General features: G+C 38.6%; 28 protein-coding genes. 25 read left to right on the forward strand and 3 right to left on the reverse strand.

Annotation, left to right across the window (positions count from 1 at the left end):
• The first annotated feature begins 215 nt into the window (after positions 1–215).
• The 4 genes from ACTQ16_RS15705 (at position 216) to ACTQ16_RS15720 (ending at position 3,411) form a co-directional block, all read left to right on the forward strand.
• Positions 216–1,232 carry a site-specific integrase gene (locus tag ACTQ16_RS15705; protein ID WP_295347109.1) on the forward strand — a complete coding sequence of 339 codons (1,017 nt, stop codon included), beginning with the start codon at positions 216–218 and terminating at the stop codon, positions 1,230–1,232.
• A 710-nt stretch (positions 1,233–1,942) separates the two neighbouring features.
• Positions 1,943–2,446 (forward strand): hypothetical protein, encoded by a 504-nt coding sequence (locus tag ACTQ16_RS15710; protein WP_441938322.1) that lies wholly within the window; start codon positions 1,943–1,945, stop codon positions 2,444–2,446.
• 43 nt (positions 2,447–2,489) lie between these two features.
• On the forward strand, positions 2,490–2,642 hold the full coding sequence (locus ACTQ16_RS15715; protein ID WP_441938324.1) for an ABC transporter ATP-binding protein: 153 nt from the start codon (positions 2,490–2,492) through the stop codon (positions 2,640–2,642).
• A 115-nt stretch (positions 2,643–2,757) separates the two neighbouring features.
• Positions 2,758–3,411, forward strand: coding sequence for a virulence RhuM family protein (locus ACTQ16_RS15720; protein WP_441938325.1), 654 nt, complete (start codon positions 2,758–2,760; stop codon positions 3,409–3,411).
• 492 nt (positions 3,412–3,903) lie between these two features.
• Here the strand turns inward: ACTQ16_RS15720 and ACTQ16_RS15725 are convergent, their stop codons facing one another.
• The 3 genes from ACTQ16_RS15725 to ACTQ16_RS15735 all read right to left on the reverse strand — a co-directional run bounded on the left by ACTQ16_RS15725 (position 3,904) and on the right by ACTQ16_RS15735 (position 5,108).
• Positions 3,904–4,338: an N-acetylmuramoyl-L-alanine amidase gene (locus ACTQ16_RS15725; RefSeq protein WP_441938327.1), complete on the reverse strand. Its 435-nt coding sequence runs from the start codon at positions 4,336–4,338 to the stop codon at positions 3,904–3,906.
• 280 nt (positions 4,339–4,618) lie between these two features.
• Positions 4,619–4,828 carry a DUF4248 domain-containing protein gene (locus ACTQ16_RS15730; protein WP_264950563.1) on the reverse strand — a complete coding sequence of 70 codons (210 nt, stop codon included), beginning with the start codon at positions 4,826–4,828 and terminating at the stop codon, positions 4,619–4,621.
• 49 nt (positions 4,829–4,877) lie between these two features.
• Complete coding sequence (locus ACTQ16_RS15735; protein WP_294970560.1) at positions 4,878–5,108, reverse strand: hypothetical protein; 231 nt, start codon at positions 5,106–5,108, stop codon at positions 4,878–4,880.
• Between the two features lie 444 nt (positions 5,109–5,552).
• On the opposite strand from ACTQ16_RS15735, the gene ACTQ16_RS15740 reads away from it, so the two are divergent.
• The 21 genes from ACTQ16_RS15740 to tnpB form a co-directional block, all read left to right on the forward strand.
• On the forward strand, positions 5,553–5,684 hold the full coding sequence (locus ACTQ16_RS15740; protein WP_441938330.1) for a hypothetical protein: 132 nt from the start codon (positions 5,553–5,555) through the stop codon (positions 5,682–5,684).
• 81 nt (positions 5,685–5,765) lie between these two features.
• Positions 5,766–5,924 (forward strand): hypothetical protein, encoded by a 159-nt coding sequence (locus ACTQ16_RS15745; protein WP_441938332.1) that lies wholly within the window; start codon positions 5,766–5,768, stop codon positions 5,922–5,924.
• A gap of 125 nt (positions 5,925–6,049) precedes the next feature.
• Complete coding sequence (locus tag ACTQ16_RS15750) at positions 6,050–7,282, forward strand: AAA family ATPase (protein ID WP_441938333.1); 1,233 nt, start codon at positions 6,050–6,052, stop codon at positions 7,280–7,282.
• A 12-nt stretch (positions 7,283–7,294) separates the two neighbouring features.
• Positions 7,295–7,933 (forward strand): hypothetical protein, encoded by a 639-nt coding sequence (locus ACTQ16_RS15755; protein WP_441938335.1) that lies wholly within the window; start codon positions 7,295–7,297, stop codon positions 7,931–7,933.
• A gap of 231 nt (positions 7,934–8,164) precedes the next feature.
• On the forward strand, positions 8,165–8,368 hold the full coding sequence (locus tag ACTQ16_RS15760; RefSeq protein ID WP_134844391.1) for a hypothetical protein: 204 nt from the start codon (positions 8,165–8,167) through the stop codon (positions 8,366–8,368).
• A 170-nt stretch (positions 8,369–8,538) separates the two neighbouring features.
• A complete protein-coding gene (locus tag ACTQ16_RS15765) occupies positions 8,539–9,069 on the forward strand; it encodes a hypothetical protein (protein ID WP_441938337.1) in 531 nt (176 codons plus the stop codon).
• Between the two features lie 108 nt (positions 9,070–9,177).
• The gene (locus tag ACTQ16_RS15770) at positions 9,178–9,633 is read left to right on the forward strand and encodes a hypothetical protein (RefSeq protein WP_441938339.1); all 456 of its coding nucleotides are present in this window, start codon (positions 9,178–9,180) and stop codon (positions 9,631–9,633) included.
• Between the two features lie 252 nt (positions 9,634–9,885).
• Positions 9,886–11,709 carry an AAA family ATPase gene (locus ACTQ16_RS15775; RefSeq protein WP_441938341.1) on the forward strand — a complete coding sequence of 608 codons (1,824 nt, stop codon included), beginning with the start codon at positions 9,886–9,888 and terminating at the stop codon, positions 11,707–11,709.
• 154 nt (positions 11,710–11,863) lie between these two features.
• The gene (locus tag ACTQ16_RS15780; RefSeq protein WP_441938343.1) at positions 11,864–12,037 is read left to right on the forward strand and encodes a hypothetical protein; all 174 of its coding nucleotides are present in this window, start codon (positions 11,864–11,866) and stop codon (positions 12,035–12,037) included.
• A gap of 221 nt (positions 12,038–12,258) precedes the next feature.
• Positions 12,259–13,167, forward strand: coding sequence for a glucose-1-phosphate thymidylyltransferase RfbA (gene rfbA / locus ACTQ16_RS15785; protein ID WP_441938344.1), 909 nt, complete (start codon positions 12,259–12,261; stop codon positions 13,165–13,167).
• A 6-nt stretch (positions 13,168–13,173) separates the two neighbouring features.
• Entirely contained in the window at positions 13,174–13,761 is a 588-nt protein-coding gene (gene rfbC, locus ACTQ16_RS15790; protein WP_441938346.1) for a dTDP-4-dehydrorhamnose 3,5-epimerase, read from the forward strand.
• Positions 13,758–14,027 (forward strand): hypothetical protein, encoded by a 270-nt coding sequence (locus ACTQ16_RS15795; RefSeq protein ID WP_441938348.1) that lies wholly within the window; start codon positions 13,758–13,760, stop codon positions 14,025–14,027. Before rfbC ends, ACTQ16_RS15795 begins: the two co-directional genes overlap by 4 nt.
• Before the next feature lie 17 nt (positions 14,028–14,044).
• Entirely contained in the window at positions 14,045–14,599 is a 555-nt protein-coding gene (locus tag ACTQ16_RS15800; RefSeq protein WP_441938350.1) for a hypothetical protein, read from the forward strand.
• The gene (locus tag ACTQ16_RS15805; protein ID WP_441938352.1) at positions 14,596–14,955 is read left to right on the forward strand and encodes a hypothetical protein; all 360 of its coding nucleotides are present in this window, start codon (positions 14,596–14,598) and stop codon (positions 14,953–14,955) included. Before ACTQ16_RS15800 ends, ACTQ16_RS15805 begins: the two co-directional genes overlap by 4 nt.
• Before the next feature lie 392 nt (positions 14,956–15,347).
• Positions 15,348–16,070, forward strand: coding sequence for an aspartate/glutamate racemase family protein (locus ACTQ16_RS15810; RefSeq protein ID WP_441938353.1), 723 nt, complete (start codon positions 15,348–15,350; stop codon positions 16,068–16,070).
• 511 nt (positions 16,071–16,581) lie between these two features.
• Complete coding sequence (locus ACTQ16_RS15815; RefSeq protein WP_441938355.1) at positions 16,582–17,817, forward strand: HAD-IB family phosphatase; 1,236 nt, start codon at positions 16,582–16,584, stop codon at positions 17,815–17,817.
• Entirely contained in the window at positions 17,814–18,635 is an 822-nt protein-coding gene (locus ACTQ16_RS15820; protein ID WP_441938356.1) for a LicD family protein, read from the forward strand. The genes ACTQ16_RS15815 and ACTQ16_RS15820 overlap by 4 nt, the downstream gene beginning before the upstream one ends.
• Before the next feature lie 19 nt (positions 18,636–18,654).
• Positions 18,655–20,187, forward strand: coding sequence for a hypothetical protein (locus ACTQ16_RS15825; RefSeq protein WP_441938358.1), 1,533 nt, complete (start codon positions 18,655–18,657; stop codon positions 20,185–20,187).
• Positions 20,188–20,355: 168 nt separating this feature from the next.
• The gene (locus ACTQ16_RS15830) at positions 20,356–21,513 is read left to right on the forward strand and encodes a glycosyltransferase family 4 protein (protein ID WP_441938359.1); all 1,158 of its coding nucleotides are present in this window, start codon (positions 20,356–20,358) and stop codon (positions 21,511–21,513) included.
• A 237-nt stretch (positions 21,514–21,750) separates the two neighbouring features.
• Positions 21,751–22,095: a hypothetical protein gene (locus ACTQ16_RS15835; protein WP_441938361.1), complete on the forward strand. Its 345-nt coding sequence runs from the start codon at positions 21,751–21,753 to the stop codon at positions 22,093–22,095.
• Between the two features lie 2 nt (positions 22,096–22,097).
• Positions 22,098–22,256 (forward strand): IS66 family insertion sequence element accessory protein TnpB (gene tnpB / locus ACTQ16_RS15840; RefSeq protein ID WP_441938363.1); only part of this gene is annotated, 159 nt, incomplete at its 3' end.

Below are 22,256 nucleotides of genomic sequence, written 5' to 3' on the forward strand. Positions count from 1 at the left end.
AAATTGCAACACTAAGATAGGTGAAAAATCTGACATGGCAAAATCCTGAGCAACTTTTTGTTGCTCAGGAACTTATAAATAAAGTTAAATCAAAGTGTTGCGGAATTAAGGGAATATAAAAACTGAAGTTTCGAAGCTCGAATACACGATATACTTGGACATGCCGTTGCTTTAACAAATAGCAAACATTAATTTACCATTAAAATTAAAGCAATATGGCAAAAGTAAAAGTAAAATTCAGAGCATCCTCAGTGTCGGGAAAGGTAGGCACATTGTGTTATCATCTCATCCACCAGCGCAGTCTGCGACAGCAGCTGCCACCAAGCCAGAGCGTTTTTGCTTTCTTCCGCCAGCAGATAGCCAAGAAGGAGCAGATGCAGTGCATTGGTACAAAGAACAACTATACCAATGCAGCCAACCGATTCATGGAATTCCGAAATCAGGAAGACCTGACCTTCTCTCAGATGACCAGCGAGATGATGGAAATGTACCAGGCATGGCTGTTCAACAGAGGGGTTGGGCAAAACACCGTATCCTTCTATCTGCGAACCCTCCGCACTCTCTACCACAAGGCGGTGGAAGCAGGACAAGCTCCACCCAACGACATCTTCGCTCACGTGCAGACAGGCAGCGTTAGAACCGCCAAACGAGCCATTACTGTAAAGGACATTCGCAAAATCGAGAAATTGGACTTGCCGAGAGGTTCATCCCTTGACAAGGCACGCGACCTCTTCCTGCTCAGCTTCTATCTGCGAGGGATGGCATTCGTGGATATGGCATTCCTGAAGAAGACCGACCTGAGATGTGGCATGGTGAGCTACAACCGTCGCAAGACCCACCAGAATATCAACATCGAGTGGATAAAACCGATGCAAGCCATCATCGACAAGTACACCGAACAAACGAAGGATTCACCGTATATGCTACCCATTTTGACAGGCAGGGAATCCTCTCCATACGCCGCATACCGCAAGAAGGAGCATAACACGAACTACAACCTGAAGAGAATCGGTGAGATGGTAGGTTTGAAAATACCATTGACCACATACGTGGCACGCCACACCTGGGCAAGCGTAGCCTTGCACATGAACATACCGGTAGCCACCATCAGCGAGGGCATGGGGCACAACTCCTATAAGACCACCCAAATCTATCTGGAGTCAATAGACGTAGCAACCATCAATGAGGCCAACAAGAAAATCATCCAACAGGTGATTACAGCCCGTTTTTAGAGCAAAAAAGATAATAATAGGAAAAGAGTTATCAGAGCAGGTCATTGTTTTAGACCTATTCTGATAACTCTTTTTCTTTATATATACAAAGTGTAAACCCTTGTAAAGAAACTGTCACGAATTTGCCACCAAACCACTTTGAAAAATGTTCAACCAACTTCGCCCATTCTTATTATGAATGAGCAAAACATGCAGAACCAAACCCCAAATCAGCCATTTTGAGGAAGCTACTAATGCAGATTTGCAAAGCATTTATAGCATAATTTGGAAGATTTAAACAAAAAGTGATAAAATTTGACTGAAAATTCAGCAGAATTTCGTATCTTTGCAAATAGTTCTATCATTCATAATAAGAATGTGCAATAAATGTAAATAAACATGTGCAAGATTATATGAACTAATACTCATGGGAGATTAAGATTATGCACAACAATAACAACTTGACTAAGCTTCTACAACTATCATGTATGGTTGCAGCTAAGAACATAAAGTAGAACGAGAATATGACGCAGGATTGCTTGGATTCACCTTCTACAGCCGACGTAAGCAAGCGCTTACCAAAGGGCATCCACGTTATCGGGGCTGAAAGACTTTCGGATCCGAGTGTAGAAGGAATACCCCGACGTAAACGGATAAAAAAGAAGGAAGACCCTTCCACCGACCCCACTTCGTGGAGTTATCTTTTTATTTTTCACATGGCAGCTAAAGGGATGGAGAAATGGCTGGAAGAGTTTAATGCTGACGAGAACAATACCAAACAACCTTATTTCATTCATAAAACCCTTCGTTATTCCTACAAGGATGAGGAAAAGCAACAAGGAGTGAAAAAGATTTGGGAGCAATCTGTCAGTGGACTAATCTTCTTGCAAGGTACAGTGATTGACCTACAAAGATTTCTTGCAGATCATTTTCCCCAATTTCACTTAGTCAACGATCGCAGTTTAAGACGACCAGCCTCCATCAAGGATTCCATCATGCAACCTTTTATGAATGTGATGAAGACCCATCCGGAGCAGGTAACATTCCTTCGAGATGCTTTTGAGAATTTTGCCAAAGACCACGTGAAGTTGCGTGTCCTTTCAGGTCCATTCAAAGACTACGAAGGTTACATTGTCCGCATAGACCGTGACCGCCAGCTAGTCTTCGATTTCGGTGGAATAGCCGTAGCCATCCGTGGTGTCCATAATGAAGACTTCGAAGTTGTAGAAGAGTAGTGAAGGTAGGTTTTCGAAAAATAATTATTAAGGAGATTACGTTATGAACATAGAAGATAAAAAAGCAGATTTTATGCGTCGTTTCAAGGCTTCTAGGGAACGAAAGGCAGAATACATAGCACAAATGGAAAAGCGAATGCGTGATGACTATCGCCGCAGAACCGGTAAGGAAGCAGAATCATTTTGTGTATTGTAATGTTTAGCCATAAGCCAAGTATAGGTTAATAAATGCATTTTTTCTCTTAATTCCTTGGTGATTACGAAATTAAATCGTACTTTTGTCGCTATATTAGCAATGAAAATGTATGATTATGGCAAACGACAATAATATACAGCCTATGGCTGACGATTCACAGATAGTTCTTTATCAACCAGATGAAAGTATTTCCCTCCATGTAAAAATAGATGAAGCTTCCAATACAGTATGGCTTTCTTTAGACCAAATGGCTGAACTATTTGGTCGTGATAGGAGTGTTATAGGCAAGCATGTGCGAACTATATTTAACGAAGGAGAATTGCAGAAAGAATCAGTTTGGGCAAAATTTGCCTACACTGCCTCAGACGGCAAAACATATCAAGTTGATTATTATAATTTAGATGTTATAATATCTGTAGGTTATAGGGTAAAGTCCGTACAAGGTACAAAATTCCGTATTTGGGCTACATCTGTTTTGCGCCAATATCTTCTTCAAGGCTATTCCGTGAATCGTCACTTGATAGCCTTACAGGAGAATATGGACAAGCGTATGACCCATATTGAGGATGTCCAGGCTAAGCAGCAACAGCAGCTTGATTTCTTTATTCGGACTTCGACCCCTCCTGCTGAAATGGTCTTCTTTGAAGGTGATTTCTATACAGCAAGAGTTGCTTTGGAGAACTTGATTCGTACAGCCAATCATCGAGTAATCATCATAGATGGCTATGTTTCATCGCTAACCCTTCCCCAACAATCATATAGATATTAGAAAATGGCGTAATGAGTCTCATGACCGCTGGCTTATCATAGATGATAGCCTCTATCATTGTGGTCATTCATTAAACGCCAATGGCGGTCATAAGATTTCCGCCATAACCCTGATGGGCACCTCTCCTGAGGTAATCCTGTCAAAAGTAGAATAAAAATAATATTCCTCATTCGAGTGGCGACAAGTGCAGAGCGATACTGCAATGAGGAACAATTTCGGTGGGCTTAACCTGCCCCCTCCATGCACTCACTTTCAGCAATATAATTGCAAGCTGATCCCCATAACAGCCAGGCGGTCCCATCCCGCATAATATGGCGTAGACCGCTTTGGTTCGCCAACCTTATAGCGTAGCGGTTCTGAGCACCGGAGGGCGGTTACATCCCTGCTTCCTGAGGAAGATGGGCTTGGGGAGAAAGTGGAGCTCCCTTTGGCTAAAGGGAGACGGAGGGATTCGAAAAAACTCCCCATCTGTTTTCAGATGAGGAGCATTATTTAGAGATGGAAGTCGATTTCCTTCAGCCATTCCTTGACATCGAAGCAAGGACAGCTCTTGCGAACCCAGGGGAGGTCGCGATGGCCTAGAATCTCGGCACCGGGATAGTCGAGGGCGAGACTGTAGAGGAGGTCTTCCATAGATGCTTTCTGGGCTGGAGTGCGAGTGTCGGCAGGCTTGCCTTTCTCGTCAAGACCACCCTCGTAGCAGATTCCGATGCTGTGGGCGTTGTAGTGGCGGGCGTGAGCCCCCACCTCGCTTTCAGGACGGCAGGGATAGACCACGCCATCCTTCGTAATGTAATAGTGGTAACCGATGCTCTTGAAGCCTCTTGCCTTGTGGCAGGCTTCCAATGCTTCTACCGGGAAGTCCTGGTTAACACGTGTGGCACTGCAATGTACCACGATCAGATTGATTTTTCTTTGATTCTTCATAGGATTCTTTGGATTTTAAAGGATAAATGTTTAATTTTGCACACGGATCTCACAGATCTCACGGATTTTCCGTGTGCGACTTAGAGGCTGGCGCAGCTCTGCACACAGAAGGCGCTGAGAACGGCAGTGAGGACGGTGATCTTCTACCCCCGATGGGGCAGGAGCATCATCCTCTTTGAATGACAATGCAAAGATACGAAATCAGAAAACGCCACTTCATACTTTCTCATACTTGCTCACACTTTCTCATACTTTCTCATACTTTCTCATACTTGGAAGCCTATGGTTCGCCGAGAAAATAGATAATATAGGAAATTTGCATAGGAGTGAATTCCTTGCTGTTCTTGTCGTATCCGCTTTCATGAAGCTTCTTCAGAAGGTCGGGATTGCGACAAATCCAACGCATCAGATGAGCACTTGCCACCACGGGTGACGAATCGGGGAAATAGAGCAGAGCCAGTTCCTGCTTCGTATAGCTTCTTATATCCATATAGCTTTTGATGTTTAAGTATTATACTTACGGGTCGAAAATAAGATACTTAGTCCTCGAAAGTATCCGTAGGATCGACGGCAGCGTCGCTGTTCAGCTCGATAGGTTCCTTCTCTATGACCATATCTTCCTTCTTCACATGGTCGAAGTCGAGCTGGAACATGTAGGTAGGTTTGAGGAAATCGGCGAGTGGATGGCTCTCCGAAGATTTGATACAAGGGAAGTACGATGGCATCGTAGCTGTCCCATTCATGCTGTTGTTGTTTTGGTCTTTTTTCATTTTGTTTAAAAATTGCAGTTGTTAATATTCTATTTTGTTGTTTGCAACGTACTCTACGAAAGAGTGTGGGTGAACACTTGGCGATGAAGTTGGTGAAGGGTGAACCCCGATGCCAACCTTTAGCGTTAATAATGTGTTAAAAACACTATATAACCCATTATAATAGAGACTCTTATATTTCTAGCATGCGCTGTATATACAAAGTTCTTTTTACTAGGGTTCACCGCTGAGCCGAAAAGGTGAATGCTTGGGGCAAGTGTTCACCCCGCTGTTCACCAATCGGTAACTTAAGATTGCTTCAGCTCTCGTTCTTGAAAGCTGCTGCGAATTTAAGAAAAAAGGTTGAGACCGCCAAGAATCCTGTACCTACATATATAGGTACAAAAATGCGGTAATTTACGATAGCTTAACAGAAAAGATTAGAATTTTTAAATATATTAAGAAATGAAACGATTTACAAAAACACAAAAGGCACTGGGCGCTTTGACGGATACCATTCTCGGCGACAGTAGCAATGTGGTACGCACCTTAAAGGTGGCTGGCCACATGAATGAGGATTCAGTCAAGCATGTCTAAGAGGGTTATGCCAGTCATACCCAGTCCTACTGCCTGCTTCGATCTTCGCTGAAGAAGTGTCACAGCACCAGAGACAAGGTAATGCTGATAATGGACTATCTTGACAAAATGGAAGAGGAGTATCACAAAGTCTATCCCAACGATCCCTGCCCGATGGAAGGCGGCTACAAGGCAAGCTTCGAAAGGTTTGTGATAGAATCCTTGAGAGCAGAGTGGGATTTACCACCTGAGGCCGAATAAGTCTAAGAAATCTGTGTTAATCTGGGGGAGATTAGAGCAAGAAGCAAAAACTCCCCCCAAAATTTGGTAGTTTCGAGGAAATATCCTATCTTTGCAGAAAATTAGAACTCATAAAATGTTGCAACATGAATATCCGAGTGATTATAGATAAGTTAGGTCCTATCCAGAATTCTGAGATAGAGTTTAAGCCTTTCCTGGTTTATACTGGTGAATCAGGACTGGGTAAGAGTTATACGGCATTATTGTGGTATAACCTTCTTACTGCTATGACTTCTGAGAGACTTTCTGAATTTATCAGAATGAAGTCTAACGGAAGCCAAAAGGACGAACTCACTCTTAAATTCAAGGATTTCAGAACATGGCTTAACCAAAATACTAGTGCATACTTGGGATATTTATTGGGTAATACTAATTTTGATTGTGCGGTCAATTATGTGTTCGAAGGGATTGATGATGAGATGGGGCTTTTATTGAGACGGCAGAATTATGATTTAGTCAATGGTTTTTGCCGCTATGCCGTTAATGAAGCTTCTATGATATTCCCTGTGGATATGGATAGTAGGGTTATGATGAGTATGATGCTTTCTTCATATTTAACAGATAAGTGTTTAGGAATTGCATTAATTCAGCCTTTGATCCTCCCTCCTGCTAGAGCAGCCTTTATGGGTGCTAATACAACATCTCCTATAGGAATGTATCGTGACTTTTTACAGCAGTTGGATGATCTCAAAACTCCTTCTCGCATTGCAGTAGCAGATAATCAATTCTATGCAAACTATATCGCTAAGTTGGTGGATGGCAAGATAGTGTTGGAGAATGGTAGCGTGTTCTTGCAGTTTGCATCTGGTGAATCGATACCAGTAAGTGCTGCAGCATCTTCTGTCAAGGAGTTGATGCCATTCTTGTTGATGCTTCAAAATGGCAAGAATCGCCAGTATAACAGCTTGCTGTTTGAGGAACCAGAGGCTCATGTTCATCCGAAGAAGCAATTCTTGGTGATGGATATGCTAGCAAGATGTTGCAACAAGGGCATGCTCATCCAGATGACTACCCATAGCGACTATATGTTGGGACGAATGAACCAGTTGCTGCTTTTAGGCAAAATCAAGCAAGCTTCGGAGGCTTCTTTCGGGCAATTCTGTGAAGCTCATCTGCACAATAAGAATTTGTATCTCACAGACCTTCAGGTGGGAGCTTATTACTTTAAGCGTGAAGAGGGTAAGGTTGTCATCGAGAAGCAAGATTTGGCAGAAGGCTTGCCATTCAGTTCTTTCGAACAGACAGTGAAAGACCAGATGGACTTGTCGGCTGACATCTCAGAAGTCGCTGAGCAACTTGGCATAGTATCTAATCTATAAAAAGTGAGTGATATGGATGCAACGATAGAAGAGTTTGGCAAGCTTTACCCAGCTTATGCTACCTTGTATTTCAAGGATGAGTGCGAGATAGTAGAAACGGCTCCCAAATCAGACTTGGACTTTAGACGACTTGTCGTTTCTGGTGGAGAAGGTTATGCTTTTCCGCGAGAGCTGGCAGGTGATTCGGTCTCCTTTTATAGTAAGGCTGGTTGTCAGGAACCCATGCTTCTCAATAGTGATGGTATCTTCTTTGCGGAGGTTGATGGTAGGAAATGCTTGTTTGTTTGCGAACTGAAGAGCTCCTTTGGCGTTGCTCAAATCAGCCATGCCAAGGAACAGATTGTGGGAACATTATTGCGCTTGCAGGCTCAGCTTAGCATTCTACAGTCTCTTCCTGAATGGGAATACCATGGAGTGATTGTATCCTACGAACCCACAGGTAGCCAATTGGTCGTAGCAAGCAAGTTGACGAGTCGTGATGCCAGCTTCTCTAGATATTTGTGTACGAAGAAGCACAAGCTGATTTCATCTTCTATCGCCAATAAGTATTATGCGCCTTTGGCATTGCCAGACATCAATATCCACTATGTTACTGTTCCTGGTAGGCTGAATGAGTATCAGGTAGATTTGAGGGAATTGATAAGATTATGATTATGATTAAAAAGATTGGTAAGCAGTCACTTTAGGATGTCTTGCATACTATACACCGACTTACGATACTTCGAAAACTTATTCTTCTCGGTTGCAGATATTGTCGAAAGACAATCTGCTACTTAAATCTGGGGGAGATTAGAGCAAGAAGCAAAAACTCCCCCAAAAAATTGGTTGTTTCACCGAAAAACCTTATATTTGCAGGCGTAATTGAAATAAAAATAAAGAATTATGGGAAAGATCATTGATAAGACTATAACAAAGATAGTTACAGAAGAGGGGATTTCTCTCTTTCGCCGTGTAACTAAGGTTTTGATGCCAAATGGCAAGTATCGTTATCCTGTAGATTATTTTGATGCAACTCCCGGAGTTGTTAAGGTTTCGAAAGAAGAAATGGATAAGGTAGCAATACCTGTTTACAAAAAGTTAATCTAATGGAACGGTTGATGTCTGATGGTTATCCTTTTATCTTTCAAATGATAAGATACAACTTCTTATGCTGATGAACTAGCAAATATTGTGCAACAATATTTATAAGATAATATTCCTCATTCGAGTGACGACAAGTGCAGAGCGATACTGCAATGAGGAACAAAAATAAAATCATGAAATCCTTTTTATCAATCAAACCAGGAGCAACCTTTTTCTTAGGTAGCTCCCAGACCCTCGTCTATCATAAAGATAGCATTGAGGTCATTTACCGTTACCAGTCAGGTAAGAAAAGCTTCTACACTCATGTTTATATGTACATTGTAGATGATACCAAAGTAACCCTTTATGCCGATTGGGGCGATTACTTCCTCCATTTGGATTCAATAACCCAAATCGACCATTTCGACGGTATCATGAAGCGCCCATGTCCTACATTCGTAGAAATCCTGACCAACGATGATTTCGAGAAGGCTGGCATCATGTCGATGAATGGTAAGGAGACGATGGGCTTAGGCATGGATGTAAAGGTAGATTGGAATGGCAAAATCAAGCCAGCCGCTCTCCCATATCATCCATCGGTATCCGATGGCATTATAAAGTTAACAGAGAAGAGCCTCAAGCTCTATACCGAGATCTCCAAGAACTGCCCTCTGAAACTCTGGAAAGATAGATTGGTTGCAGTTTGGGGCGAAGAAACAAAATAGAAAGCGTATTTCAGAAAATGAAGTACATTCTTCGTACGAAGATTCAGTATGTAAGGACTCCTTACATACTGTCGCTAATATACGTTGATTTTAGAAAATAACACTATTATGGCAGATAAAGAAGTTTTAGAGCGAATCCTATCGATGCTCCCAGAAGAGTTTCAAGACATTTACGATGATACGATACCGGAGGCAAAGGAGATACGCAAGAAGATGGGAAAGAAGGTTTCTTCCGTCAAGTCCTATTCCTGCGCTATGCCGATGTTTGAAGACATTCGTAAGCTCAACTACAAAGGGCAAGCCCAAGTCTGCAAGACTTTTCACCAATACTTGACGAAGCATCCCAAAGTGGTATCCTTCTTTCTCGACCGTTTCGAGGAAACCTATTCCCGAATCGATATGAAAGACCTTAAAGAATCCATAGAATGGATAGGCTATGCCGTTAACGATATGGATAACACCATTTCGGAGATTGATTACAACGCCCCCATGACTTTCTTCGATATAGAGAAGGTGATGGGAAAGGTAATCAGTAAAGAGCTGAAGATCAATTCTCTAAAATAAGAAATACATGGCGTTGATTTGTCATTTAGTAGATAGAGTAGACATCCTTACCCGCATGAAAGATGGGGATAAGGACTATAAGTCTATGCTTCTATGTTACTATGATGGAAAAAATAGATAAGGTGAAGGAGTGTGCTTAGCAATCCTTTACCTAAAGAGTGATACAAAATATATTAAAAAACTGATAAGTGTGACTACTTGTAATATAATGTGGACGCTCTATTGGTGATATTCTATGAATAGTAATATATAATGAAAATAAAAAATATTGAAATTCTACATTTTCGAGGTGTTCCCAATTCTTTGTTCGTAGATTTTTCTGATAAGGGGAAAAAGCCAGTTTCTGTTATAATATCTGGAGACAATGGGGCAGGTAAATCTTCTATTTTAGATGCAATAGAATATAATTTACAGGGGCGTATATGTCGAGAGCCTTTAAAGATAACATCAGAAAGTCGTATGCCTTTATCTTTACGTAATAGGCCATTGTTAGGTTGTAATACAATTGTAGAACTAGACAATGGGGATAGAGTAGAAAGAGGTATTAATGTTGTTTTTTCGGAAGACAAAACTGAGTACAAAATTGATAATTCATTTTTGCACCGATCTTTTTCGATGTCACCAATAGTTTTAAGGAGAAATGATATAATTTCATTTAGTATCATGCCAAAGGAAAAGAGACAAGTCTTATTCTTTTCATTTTTATATCAGAATTATGTTAAGATAGAGGATGCAATAAACAATTGGATTCATTGGGAAGGTGATCAGCATCTTACTCTATTAAAAGATGAATATGTGCGACTAAAACAAGAAAGAAAAGAACTTGTTAGGAAGTTGTCGGAACTACTAAATGATAATATCGATAATATTCCTTTTAGTGTAAATGAAAAACTGAGAAGATTTATTCTTATAAAGAAGGGAAAGAATTTTTTTGATAATATAAAGAATCATAAAAATACATTTCAGAATCAGCGTTTTATAATACGTAAAAATCTGGATATTTTTCGATTGTACAAAGATATTGTTAATATCAATGAAAAAATCCTAGGTCATAGGCATAAGATGGAGCAGGCGCTTAATCCAAATGTTTATGGAGTTAAGATAAAAGAGCGTCGTGAGCAGAATGCAGAATTAATCAAATCAACCGAATCGATGTTGACTGTTTCCTTTAGAGAAGTCTCAAATCTTGACTTTATAGAAGAAATTCATTTAGAACTAGGGACAAGGACAGATGCTTCATTGGAAATTTTAATTAAGTTGAAAAATGGTAGATGGGCTACACCTCAGCAGGTATTTAGTGAAGCCAATTTTGATCTCTTGATATTGCTCCTTTATCTTTCTATTATAAGAGTCAGTGTTGAAAAAGGTCAGGCAAAAGTTCTTATTTTAGATGATGTTATGCAAAGTGTCGATTCTGTTATAAGGGCAAAATTTATGGATTTTGTTTTAAAAGTTTGTAAAGATTGGCAGTTAATAGTTTCTTGTCATGATGATTTGTGGAAGCATCAGCTTGAGTATCTATTTATTAAACATGGTCATTCTGTTAAGAAGATTAGGTTAGTGAATTGGAGCTTCCAAGACGGTCCACAAATTGTTGATGAAACATCACAAATGAGCATTGCAACTTTAGAACAGGCCATTGCAACTAATAATAAGCAGATAATTGCATCACAAGCAGGGTTGTTTTTGGAATATATGTGCCAACAATTAAGTATGAGTTTGTCAATCAGTATACATAGAAGAATTAATGATAAGTATACTATTGGTGATTTATGGCCCGGGATAATGAGTTCTCTAAAAAAGACTAATTTAAAGCCTTTGTTAGATGAAATAAGTAGGGATATGATGGCTCGTAACATGTTGGGATGTCATGCTAATGAATGGGCTCAATCCATGAGTGAGTCAGAGATTCTTTCGTTTGCAAGAAATTTACGTTTGTTATATGAAAAAACTTATTGCCAGAATTGCCATCAATGGATAACTAATATGACGTGTTCTGGTGATTTTATAGCAGAATGCAAGTGTCGAAAAATTCAATATGTTAAAGGTAAAACTAGCGTCTGCTCCAATGGCTAATTTCATAAATAGAATAGATGTGGTATTATAGAATATGCGATATCCTTTGGGTAAGTAAAAACTCGTTTAGAGACTAAAAAAAATAATTGGTTTCTTTTAATTTAATAGGGACTTAAAATTGTCAAGTTTATAATTTTATAAGGAAGTTAGTCCAATGAATAAATCATATTTTGGTCTAGGAATAGTCTTTCTTCTGATATTTGGAGTGAACATTACCACCATTGGTTTGGAAGAGAAAAAGGCTCCAAAGTTCATTAAGGAACAGAAAGAACAGAAGGTGCAAACTCCCAAATTAAATGATAAAACGTTTGAAGCTCTGTTGCATTAGCAGTTATTGTCGTTTCTCGGCGGTCCCATCCCGCATAATATGGCGAAGACCTTTGATGGTCCGCCAACCTTAGAGCGCAGCGGTCCCGAGCACCGAGTAGGGCGGTTTTCTCCCTCGCTCCTGAGGAGAGAGGGTAGGGGTGAGAGGTGGAGCCTTCCTTAACGGTAAGGAAGGACGGGTAGGTTTTCGAAACATGTTATTGATCAATAAATAATAATTATATGAAAGGAATAGTATTAGCAGGTGGTAGCGGTACACGTTTGTACCCTATCACAAAAGGAATCAGCAAGCAGCTGATTCCAATCTTTGATAAACCGATGATATATTACCCAATATCAGTATTGATGTTGGCAGGTATCCGTGAGATACTCATAATCTCAACCCCATTCGATTTGCCAGGCTTCAAGCGCCTCTTAGGCGATGGAAGCCAGTTAGGTGTGAAGTTTGAGTATGCAGAGCAGCCATCACCAGATGGCTTAGCCCAAGCCTTCATTATCGGAGAGAAATTCATTGGTAATGATTCTGCTTGCCTCGTATTAGGCGATAATATCTTTTATGGTGCAGGATTAAATCAGATGCTGCATCAAGCAGTAGTAGATGCTGAGCAGAACAACAAGGCTACCGTTTTCGGTTATCGTGTAAGTGATCCTGAGCGCTATGGTGTCGCAGAGTTCGATGAGCAAGGCAATTGCCTCAGCATAGAGGAGAAGCCTGAGCATCCAAAGAGCAACTATGCTGTAGTAGGCTTATACTTCTATCCTAATAAGGTGGTGAAAGTAGCTAAGCATATCAAGCCATCCGCTCGTGGTGAGTTGGAAATCACAACAGTGAACCAGGAGTTCCTGAAGGATAAGCAGCTGAAGGTACAGACCATGGCAAGAGGATTTGCCTGGCTCGATACCGGAACTCATGATTCTCTTTCTGAAGCATCCACCTTTATCGAAGTCTTGGAGAAGCGCCAGGGCTTGAAGGTAGCTTGCTTGGAAGGAATCGCATACCGTCAAGGTTGGATTACCGCAGAAAGATTAAGAGAGAATGCTCAGCCTATGCTGAAAAATGACTATGGCAAGTATCTCCTTTCAATACTTGAAGAGAAAGAACAAACATTAAAAAAGAATTTAGAATATTAGAAAACAATGAATATAATCAAAACCGATATAGAAGGCGTACTCATTATAGAGCCACGCCTATTCCGTGACGCTCGTGGCTACTTCTTCGAGAGCTTCAGCGAGCGAGAGTTTGAAGAAAAGGTCTCTCCTATCCTGGGACACAGTGTTCACTTCTGCCAAGACAACGAGTCAATGAGCAGCTATGGCGTGATGCGAGGTCTGCACTTCCAGCGCCCACCTTATACCCAGAGCAAGTTGGTACGCTGCGTAAAAGGCAGAGTCCTCGATGTAGCCGTAGATATCCGCAAAGGTTCACCAACCTATGGCAAACATGTGGCTGTAGAACTGACAGAAGACAATCATGTCCAATTCTTTATCCCTAAGGGCTTTGCCCATGGTTTCGCAGTCCTCTCAGAAACAGCAGTCTTCCAATACAAGTGTGATAACTTCTATCATCCAGAGGCAGATGGTGGTATCAGTATCTTAGATGATACCCTTGGTATTGATTGGAAAATCCCAACAGAGCATGCCAATCTTTCTGAGAAAGATACAAAACATGATGTTTTAAAGGACTTCGACAGTCCTTTCGACATTAACACAGATTTATACAAATGAATACAAGACAGCAAATAGCACAGCAACGTGCTAATTTGGCTATAGCTGAATTCTTGAAGGAATTGTTTACTCCTCCGTATGTTATTAGTGAGTCAACTTTTGATGAAACGAAGGAATCTGCGGTGGAGTGTGCCAAACAGAATGTCGATGCCGCATCTCTTACTGAAAGAGAGAAAGAGGTAGCGAAGGAGTCTGTAGAACTATTTGCCAATGATGTAGCACGGAAGTTTAAGGTTGCTATGAAACAATCTGGTAAGATTGTGTGAATACCCCTTTTGTAATTATGGTACATACGATGCCTATACATACAATATCGTTGAGAGATTCTCTTTCCTGTGTTTGTCAACAAAGTGGCGAGCCATTGTCTAATTGGTTTGATTGGGTCTCTCTTATAGCTTCTGCTGCTACTCTGATATGTTTTGCTATTACTTGTTTTCAAATCTATCAGGTTAAGAGTGTTAGTAAGCAGGTGAGGGAAGCCGTGAATGATAATAATAAGCAAATAAAAAACAGTATTTCTCTGTATAAGGTTACAGATGCTCTTCGACTGACAGAAATGGTTTTGGACTATATAAGAAAAGAACATTATGAATTAGCAGCAATGAAGTTGTTTGAACTCAATAACATGGCAATAGAAATCACAAATACTCATAAGGAGCTCAAAGCTTACCAGTTGTCATTGGTATCAGAGATGGATCATCTTAATGATATGGCAACCAATGTAAAAACTATGTATAGTCCAAGCTATACGATGTCAACAATAATGCAATTTAATAATGCATTAAAAGATATAGATATCAAAATTAAAAATCAGATATTAAAAAGCGATAGAACATGAAAAAGTATATTGATAGTATAGCACCATTTATCGAAAAAATCATAAAGATGACAGAATTAAAACAGATGAAATGGGAAAAATCAGGAAACAATACATATCGTTGTGTTGATGTCAAGGACTCCCTCAGCCTAGAAATATCTGGAGGAAATGGTTTTGTTGGTTCAAATATCGGTTTCAAGTTATATTCGGCAGATAAATTGGAATTTGAATACACGCCAGGTTTTATGATGAAGTATCCAGAGTTTGAAGCTCTCTTGTCAAAGCTTTATTCTATTGTTGAAGCGGCAGATGTGAAAAGAATTACAGGTCAACTTTCAAAGATTATGTCAGCTTTTGCTAAAACTGATAATGTCTGATGAAGAAAGATAAAAAATGATAGGAAAAGTCTACATTTATGGAAATAACAGCAAAAATGAGGAGCGTAACAGCTCTGGCTTTTGATAAGATGCAAATCGCCCTTTCTGTTTCCATTCTATAGCAGAAACCGCAATGCAAAATGGAATTTCAAAGTTCAAAGCCTTGTACCTGCTCATTTCAGACTAAGCCCATAGTGGTAAAAGAAGGAATAGAAGTACATAATGGTGTAAGTCCAAAAGTTAGAAAGACAGGATACGTCTCGTAACCAAAAGAAAGTATTTGAGATTCTATAAAGAGGGTTATGCACTTAAGAAAAGATAATCTTAGTACTAATCAAATAATGTATTCTAAGTAGGATAAAATTAGTAAAATATTTTAAATAAAATAAATTATGATAGGAATTATAGGTGGTAACGGAGTGGCTGCTACTAATAAGCTACTCGATATAATTGAAGAGAAGTGCACTAAGGATGGCGCATTTCGTGATTGTCATCATCCTGAAATGATAGCTTGGCAGGCAACGAAAGCTCCATCTCGTAGTATGTATCTTGAGGGGAGAGGAGAATCCTTCTTGGAGGATTATATAAGAATAGGTAAACATTTGAAGAATTGTGGATGTGATACTTTATGTATGTGCTGCAATACTGCTCACTATTTCATAGATGAGTTGGCAGAGAAAATCGACATCAAATTCATCAATATATTGGAAGAAGTAGCCAAGGTTGTTAAAAGTCTAGGGGGGCAAAAAATAGGTGTTATGTGCTCTGATGGTTTGAAGAAAGTTGGTATTTATGAAACTTATATTCAGCATTTTAATCCAGGATCCGAAGTGGTTTTTCCTACTGATGAACTTCAGTCTCTTGTAACAAAAGGTATCTGTAATGCTAAGAATATGAATAGATACTTGCCTGTAACAAATGCGGAAAATCCTTCTCTTTGTTTTTCTACAGTGTGTGATTGGTTTGAGGCACAAGGTTGTGATACTATAATTGCTGGCTGTACAGACATAAGAAAAGTCTTTTTTCCACAAATGACAGATAAGTTTAACTATATTGACAGTCTTGAGATCTTGGCAGATAGTATTATCGCAAAAACAAAGAAATTATCAATTTAGTATATGAAAAGAAAAATGTCAACAATTTGTGTTCGTGATCTCCTTCGAAGAGGTCATATAGTATTATTTAAAAGATGTAAGAAATTCGGGGGGCAATAATCACGTTGTTGTTGCCGTACAAGATTCCGATGTAGTATTGAAGTATAAATCCAATACGAATCTTCTCTATTCTACAGAGGAGAGAATGTTTATGGTGTAGGCTATTCGTTGTGTTGACGAGGTGGTAGTTTATCGGTCAAATGACGAAATCGTTAAGCAGATATCATTTGATTTTCTTGCTGTTGGACCTACTAAAATTACGAAGGTTTTCAAAAGGCTTTTGATTGGTGTAAGAGAAATGGAAAATAAGTAGTGGTTATGCCCCGAACGGAAGAAAATTCTTCTTCTGAGTTAAAAGTTAAAATTAAGAATGGTTAAGTTACTTTTAATGCTATAATCTACAACTTGTTGTTTTTGTGCGGAAATTTTATGTGAAGATTTATAGAATGTAAAATAAAAATATAATGCTATTATGAAATTTCTATTTGATTTGGATGGTACGGTTACTTCACAAGAAACCTTGCCAATAATTGCTAATCATTTTGGATGTGTTGAACAAATCTCAGAATTAACAGCACGTACGGTTCAAGGTAATGTTCCTTTTATAGAGTCTTTTATACGTAGAGTTAATATTCTAGGTCATTATTCTGTCTCAGAGACATCTTTATTACTTTCACGTGTTACTCTCTATCCTGCGATTGCAAAGTTCATAGAGGAACATAAGGAGGATTGTATCATCGTCACTGGTAATTTGACTTGCTGGTGTGAAGGCTTATTTAAAAAGATTGGTTGCCAGTGCTATGGCTCAGAAGCTTTATGCGAAGATGACAAGGTAGTCAAGTTAAAAACAATCCTTCGTAAGGAACAGATTGTTGATCAATACAAAGCTTTGGGGGAGACGGTTGTTTTTATAGGTGATGGTAACAATGACCTTGAAGCAATGCGTCATGCTAATATCAGTATTGCTACTGGTCTAACTCACAATCCTGCGCAAAGCTTGATGTCTATCTGCGATTATGTAATTTTCAATGAAACTGCTTTAGTCAGACAGATGAAACAACTTTGTGGCGAGTATTCTACAGAGAGGTCCGTTGTTATAAGTTGTGCAGGAATTGGTTCAAGACTAGGTTTAGGTTTGACAAAAGCCTTGGTTCAAATAAATGGTAGTTCTTTGATTTCTTGGCAGCTTAAACTCTTCAAGGACGTGAAAGATGTCAGAATCGTAATTGGCTTCCAAGGAGGTGAGATCATAGAAGAAGTGAGAAAATATCGAGACGATGTCATCTTCTGCTATAATCATAGATATTTCGAAACTAAGACTGGCGCAAGTTATTATTTGGGTGCTCGTCATGCTAATCATGAGACGTTGGAATGGGATGGTGATTTGTTGGTACATCCTGATGATGTTAAGAATTTGTTGGCAACTTCTGGTGAGTTCATTTGTTATGCAGACAAAACATCTGATGATGCTGTTTTTGTACAGACAAATGAAAATGGTGATGTGCTCTGTTTTAGCCGTGAACATGGTGATTATGAGTGGACGGGACCTGCTTGCATGAACAAACAACATTTAATATATTCAACCCAAAATGTGTACAACATGTTTGAGCCTTATTGTCCAATGAAAGGCATAAAGGTAAGAGCTTATGATATTGATACTTATAATGATTACATTCGAGTTTCAGAAATAACAAAAGATTGGAAATGAAAGAAATAGGACTAGACGAACTAAAGGTGCTTCAGATGGATGTTATGTCAGCTGTGCACCGTTTTTGTGAGGCAAATCATCTGAGATATTCTTTAGCTTGCGGCTCCTTGCTAGGAGCTGCAAGACATAAGGGGTATATACCTTGGGATGATGATATTGATATATATCTTCTTCGTGAAGATTACGATAAGATGATAAAACTTTTTCCGGATTTATGGGAAGGAAGGTATAAATTTTTCACGTTGGAACGTGATACAATATGGGGACTTCCTTTTGGTAAAGTTTGTGACACAAAAACTATTGTCAAGGAAGGCGTAAATCATATTTATGAACTTGGGGTAAATATCGATGTGTTCCCGATTGATGATGTCCCAGAGGAAGAGGCTAAATGGCGTAGATATGACAAGTTTAGAAGAAAATGTTTTGAGCTGTATGTAAGAAGAGTTGATTGCCCTGAAATATTGAATTTTCATAATGGTAAAAGTTTTGCTCGAAATGTATTGGCTACCATCGTAAAGATGACGGTGTCTGTTTTTAGTGTACATTTTTTAGCTTGTTGTTTCCAAAAGGTAGCCAAGCATTATGATAAAACAGATTCTTCTAAAGTTTTTGAGTGTGCTCAAGGAATATTCCAAAAACATCCTTTTCCAAAGTCATTGTTCAATCATAGAATATTGATGCCTTTTGAGGATAGGGAATATATGTGTTTTGCTGATTTTGATTCGTATTTGACTAATGGATTTGGAAATTGGAGACAGTTGCCACCAAAGGAAAAACAGGTGTCACATCATGATTTCAAAGCATGGTGGAAGGATTAATTAAGTAGTATGTAAAAATATGTCAACAACAACTCGTGTTATAAAGAATACAGGATTTTTATACGTAAAAATGGGCATCACTGTATTCATTTCTTTATATACCACTCGATTGATTTTGGCCTCTCTTGGAGCATCTGATTTTGGAGTATTTAATATCGTGGGTGGAGCCATTACTATGTTAGGATTTCTTAATTCTACAATGGCTAATGCGACACAACGTTTCATGTCTTATGCAGAAGGAGCCAATGACTTGTTAAAGAAAAAACAAGTATTTAATGTTAGTATGGTGCTCCATATAGGTGTAGCTTTATTAACAGGATTAATCTTGCTGGCAGCAATGTATCCTCTATTTAATGGAATATTTAATATTCAACAAGATAGAATATTTGCGGCAGAAGTAATCTACTTAAGTTTGGTTGTAAGCACGATGTTTACAATCGTAAATGTTCCCTACGATGCTGTAATGAATGCACATGAAAATATGCTTTATTATGCATTAATAGGTATATTTGAAGCGCTTCTTAAACTTATAGTAGCATTTGCTTGTGTATATACAACATCTGATAAACTGATTGTTTATGGTATATTGATGGCTATTATCCCTTTTATAACCCTTACGATAATGAAGATTTATTGCCATCGTAAATATGAGGAATGTTTTATCGGATTCAAAAAATATTGGAGTAGAGGATTGGTCAAGGATATAGCTTCGTTTTCAGGATGGAATTTCCTGACAGCTATTTCTAGTCTTGTATCTTATTATGGTTCGGGATTGGTATTGAACCATTTTTTTGGAACAATATTGAATGCTGCGCAAGGTATCGCTAATCAGGTTAATGGTCAGATGTCTACATTCTCTTTAAACTTAATGAAGGCTGTAAATCCTGTCATAGTTAAAAGGGCAGGAGCTCAAGACGTTGAGGCTATGAATAAGGCAACACTTGCAAGTGGTAAATATTCTACATTGTTAATAGTTTTTTTTGCCATTCCATTCATGTTGGAAATGCACTATGTCTTAAATGTTTGGCTGAAAGACGTTCCAGAATGGACTTCTTTATTCTGTTGTCTTCAACTAGTTATCACTATTATATGCCAGATGGCAAGTAGTGCAGCAACTTCGATTTATGCACAGGGTAACATCAAATGGTATGCTATTTATAAGAGTGTAATGAATGTAGTACCGATTATCGCTACATATATTGCCTATATTTTTGGAGGTGCTCCTTATTGGCTTTATATAGCCATGATTACTATTTGGGCAATAGGTGGCAATATAGTGATAATTCGATATGCAAATAAAGTTTCAAATTTAAAAATCATAGCATTCTTTAGAGAAATCGTTTTCCCTGTTATAAGTGTTGTTATATTAATGTTAGCTTTGGGATATTTGCCCCAACTATTGATGGTAGAAGGATTCTACCGTTTTATTGTTTCTTGTGTGATTACTTCTTTAGTATTTATTCTTATGATATGGTGGCGTATCTTTACCAATAAAGAAAGACAGATGTTAAACGATTTTGTAAAGAAAAAGAGATTTGAAATTAAAAGGTGATTTCTTTGGATTCACAAAAAACACTAGATAATGGAATATAGGCTGTATCATTAGTGTCCAATTTTTATTAGACAACTAATGTAATAAGAAAAATAAACTGGGCTAACGTTGATGATAGACTTAACGACATGAAAATTTCTTCGGAGGCCTTTTTTAATCAAAATTGCAATGAAGGTACTATATGATCATCAAGCATTTACTTTTCAACGATTTGGAGGCGTATCAAAATGCTTTTGTGAATTGATTAGTAATATGCCAGCGGATATTTCTACGGAAATAGCTGTGAAGGAAAGTGAAAACGTACATCTCATAGAATCACATCTTTGTCCTTTAATTAGAATGCCAAAGTTGAATCATTCCAAATGGAAGAAGATGTTTCCTTTTAAGGGTTCTGGTATTATTTATCGAATCCTTATGAGGTTAGGTTTAATTTCAACCCAAGAGACAGTCAACAAGCATTATGCAATTCAAAAACTTAAAGAACAGCATTTTGATGTATTTCATCCAACATTTTTCGATTCTTATTTCTTGAAATATATTGGAAATAAGCCTTGGATGATAACTGTGCATGACATGATGCCGGAATTGTTTCCTGATTATTTTTATCAGAATAACGAGCAAATTCAGTTTAAGAGAAAATATCTGAATAAAGCATCTGCTATCGTAGCTGTATCCGAGCAAACTAAAAAAGATATAGTACGCTTGCTTAATATACCAGCAGAAAAAATAACGGTGATTTACCATGGAGGTCCTAAAAGAGAGGCGGTAAATAATCCGTCAATAGTAGATTCTCCTTATATATTATATGTTGGTACAAGAGATGCTTATAAAAATTTCCCTCAAACTTTGAAGGATTTTGCTGCTTTTCATAATAAACACTCTGAAGTAAAAATGGTTTGCACGGGAGGAGGGTTTACTGCAGATGAGCGTAAGATGATAGAGGATTTGAAAGTAAAGGATGCCGTTCTTCATATCCCAGCCAGTGGGTTTGAAATGAAAATTCTTTATGCTCATGCATTAGCGTTTGTTTATCCATCTCTTTATGAAGGTTTTGGCATGCCTATATTGGAGGCCTTTGCTTATGGTTGTCCTGTATTATTAAATAATAAAAGCTGCTTTCCAGAAATTGCCTCTGATGCAGGCATATATTTTGAATCTGAACCAGGTAAATCTAATTTGCCTGAAGTGTTAGACACGGTTTATTTATTATCAAATGAAGAAAGAACTATAATTATAGAGCGAGGATTTGTTAGATTACGAGATTTTTCTTGGGAAAAGTCTGCAGAAAAACTGGCTAGCGTTTATCGTAATATAAACAAAGATTAATCGTATTTATGATTATGTTTTTCTTTGGATAAATGTGTTTGGTGCTGGTTCTGTTTTTGTAAAGGATATTCCTGCAAATTGTATTGCCGCAGGAAATCCATGCAAGGTGATTAAAAGTATGGAATAGGATGATGGTGAACACGAATCTCACGAATAGCACAGTAAATCACCATTAGCCCGTATGGCGGTACCTATATAATATATTACCTTTGCATCCGTAATCAAAACAATTTGATAATGGAAACAAGGGAATATTTCGAAAAAGTGATGAAGGATTACAACCAAAATCGTAAAGGTCGTAGCTTGCGCAAGTATTGTAAGGATGAGGCAGTGGATTATGACTGGCTCATTGAGTTTAAGAAATCATATCGTTCAAATCAGCTTCAACCAGATGAAAACAAGAAGCTAGGCGAAGGTGAGTTTATCGCTTTGACAGTTGAGGAGAATTTTGTTCCCGAGCAACAAACTCCTGCAGGTTGGCAAGTTGAGAGACTGATTTTGAAGTCTCCGACTGGTGATGAGATGGAAATCAAGTGTTCTAACCTGTTTGCAGTTGCAGAACTGCTGCGTAAAATGTCATAGCCATGCTGAACTTCACTTCTCGAACAACTTATTATTTGAGTTCCACACCAACTGATATGCGCAATGGTCGTGAGGGCTTGGCAGGAATCATCCGTGAAAAAATGCAGCATGATCCTTATAGTTATGATGAAGCCTTCATCTTCTATTCCAAGGATTACCGC

Source organism: Prevotella sp. LCP21S3_D2 (genome assembly GCF_052118345.1).
Taxonomy (GTDB): Bacteria; Bacteroidota; Bacteroidia; order Bacteroidales; family Bacteroidaceae; genus Prevotella.

Bases quoted from the DNA above. Each gene is read 5' to 3' on its own strand.
- ACTQ16_RS15705 (WP_295347109.1), top strand. From the start codon at position 216: ATGGCAAAAGTAAAAGTAAAATTCAGAGCATCCTCAGTGTCGGGAAAG.
- ACTQ16_RS15710 (WP_441938322.1), top strand. From the start codon at position 1,943: ATGGAGAAATGGCTGGAAGAGTTTAATGCTGACGAGAACAATACCAAA.
- ACTQ16_RS15715 (WP_441938324.1), top strand. From the start codon at position 2,490: ATGAACATAGAAGATAAAAAAGCAGATTTTATGCGTCGTTTCAAGGCT.
- ACTQ16_RS15720 (WP_441938325.1), top strand. From the start codon at position 2,758: ATGGCAAACGACAATAATATACAGCCTATGGCTGACGATTCACAGATA.
- ACTQ16_RS15725 (WP_441938327.1), bottom strand. From the start codon at position 4,338: ATGAAGAATCAAAGAAAAATCAATCTGATCGTGGTACATTGCAGTGCC.
- ACTQ16_RS15730 (WP_264950563.1), bottom strand. From the start codon at position 4,828: ATGGATATAAGAAGCTATACGAAGCAGGAACTGGCTCTGCTCTATTTC.
- ACTQ16_RS15735 (WP_294970560.1), bottom strand. From the start codon at position 5,108: ATGAAAAAAGACCAAAACAACAACAGCATGAATGGGACAGCTACGATG.
- ACTQ16_RS15740 (WP_441938330.1), top strand. From the start codon at position 5,553: ATGAAACGATTTACAAAAACACAAAAGGCACTGGGCGCTTTGACGGAT.
- ACTQ16_RS15745 (WP_441938332.1), top strand. From the start codon at position 5,766: ATGCTGATAATGGACTATCTTGACAAAATGGAAGAGGAGTATCACAAA.
- ACTQ16_RS15750 (WP_441938333.1), top strand. From the start codon at position 6,050: ATGAATATCCGAGTGATTATAGATAAGTTAGGTCCTATCCAGAATTCT.
- ACTQ16_RS15755 (WP_441938335.1), top strand. From the start codon at position 7,295: ATGGATGCAACGATAGAAGAGTTTGGCAAGCTTTACCCAGCTTATGCT.
- ACTQ16_RS15760 (WP_134844391.1), top strand. From the start codon at position 8,165: ATGGGAAAGATCATTGATAAGACTATAACAAAGATAGTTACAGAAGAG.
- ACTQ16_RS15765 (WP_441938337.1), top strand. From the start codon at position 8,539: ATGAAATCCTTTTTATCAATCAAACCAGGAGCAACCTTTTTCTTAGGT.
- ACTQ16_RS15770 (WP_441938339.1), top strand. From the start codon at position 9,178: ATGGCAGATAAAGAAGTTTTAGAGCGAATCCTATCGATGCTCCCAGAA.
- ACTQ16_RS15775 (WP_441938341.1), top strand. From the start codon at position 9,886: ATGAAAATAAAAAATATTGAAATTCTACATTTTCGAGGTGTTCCCAAT.
- ACTQ16_RS15780 (WP_441938343.1), top strand. From the start codon at position 11,864: ATGAATAAATCATATTTTGGTCTAGGAATAGTCTTTCTTCTGATATTT.
- rfbA (WP_441938344.1), top strand. From the start codon at position 12,259: ATGAAAGGAATAGTATTAGCAGGTGGTAGCGGTACACGTTTGTACCCT.
- rfbC (WP_441938346.1), top strand. From the start codon at position 13,174: ATGAATATAATCAAAACCGATATAGAAGGCGTACTCATTATAGAGCCA.
- ACTQ16_RS15795 (WP_441938348.1), top strand. From the start codon at position 13,758: ATGAATACAAGACAGCAAATAGCACAGCAACGTGCTAATTTGGCTATA.
- ACTQ16_RS15800 (WP_441938350.1), top strand. From the start codon at position 14,045: ATGGTACATACGATGCCTATACATACAATATCGTTGAGAGATTCTCTT.
- ACTQ16_RS15805 (WP_441938352.1), top strand. From the start codon at position 14,596: ATGAAAAAGTATATTGATAGTATAGCACCATTTATCGAAAAAATCATA.
- ACTQ16_RS15810 (WP_441938353.1), top strand. From the start codon at position 15,348: ATGATAGGAATTATAGGTGGTAACGGAGTGGCTGCTACTAATAAGCTA.
- ACTQ16_RS15815 (WP_441938355.1), top strand. From the start codon at position 16,582: ATGAAATTTCTATTTGATTTGGATGGTACGGTTACTTCACAAGAAACC.
- ACTQ16_RS15820 (WP_441938356.1), top strand. From the start codon at position 17,814: ATGAAAGAAATAGGACTAGACGAACTAAAGGTGCTTCAGATGGATGTT.
- ACTQ16_RS15825 (WP_441938358.1), top strand. From the start codon at position 18,655: ATGTCAACAACAACTCGTGTTATAAAGAATACAGGATTTTTATACGTA.
- ACTQ16_RS15830 (WP_441938359.1), top strand. From the start codon at position 20,356: ATGAAGGTACTATATGATCATCAAGCATTTACTTTTCAACGATTTGGA.
- ACTQ16_RS15835 (WP_441938361.1), top strand. From the start codon at position 21,751: ATGGAAACAAGGGAATATTTCGAAAAAGTGATGAAGGATTACAACCAA.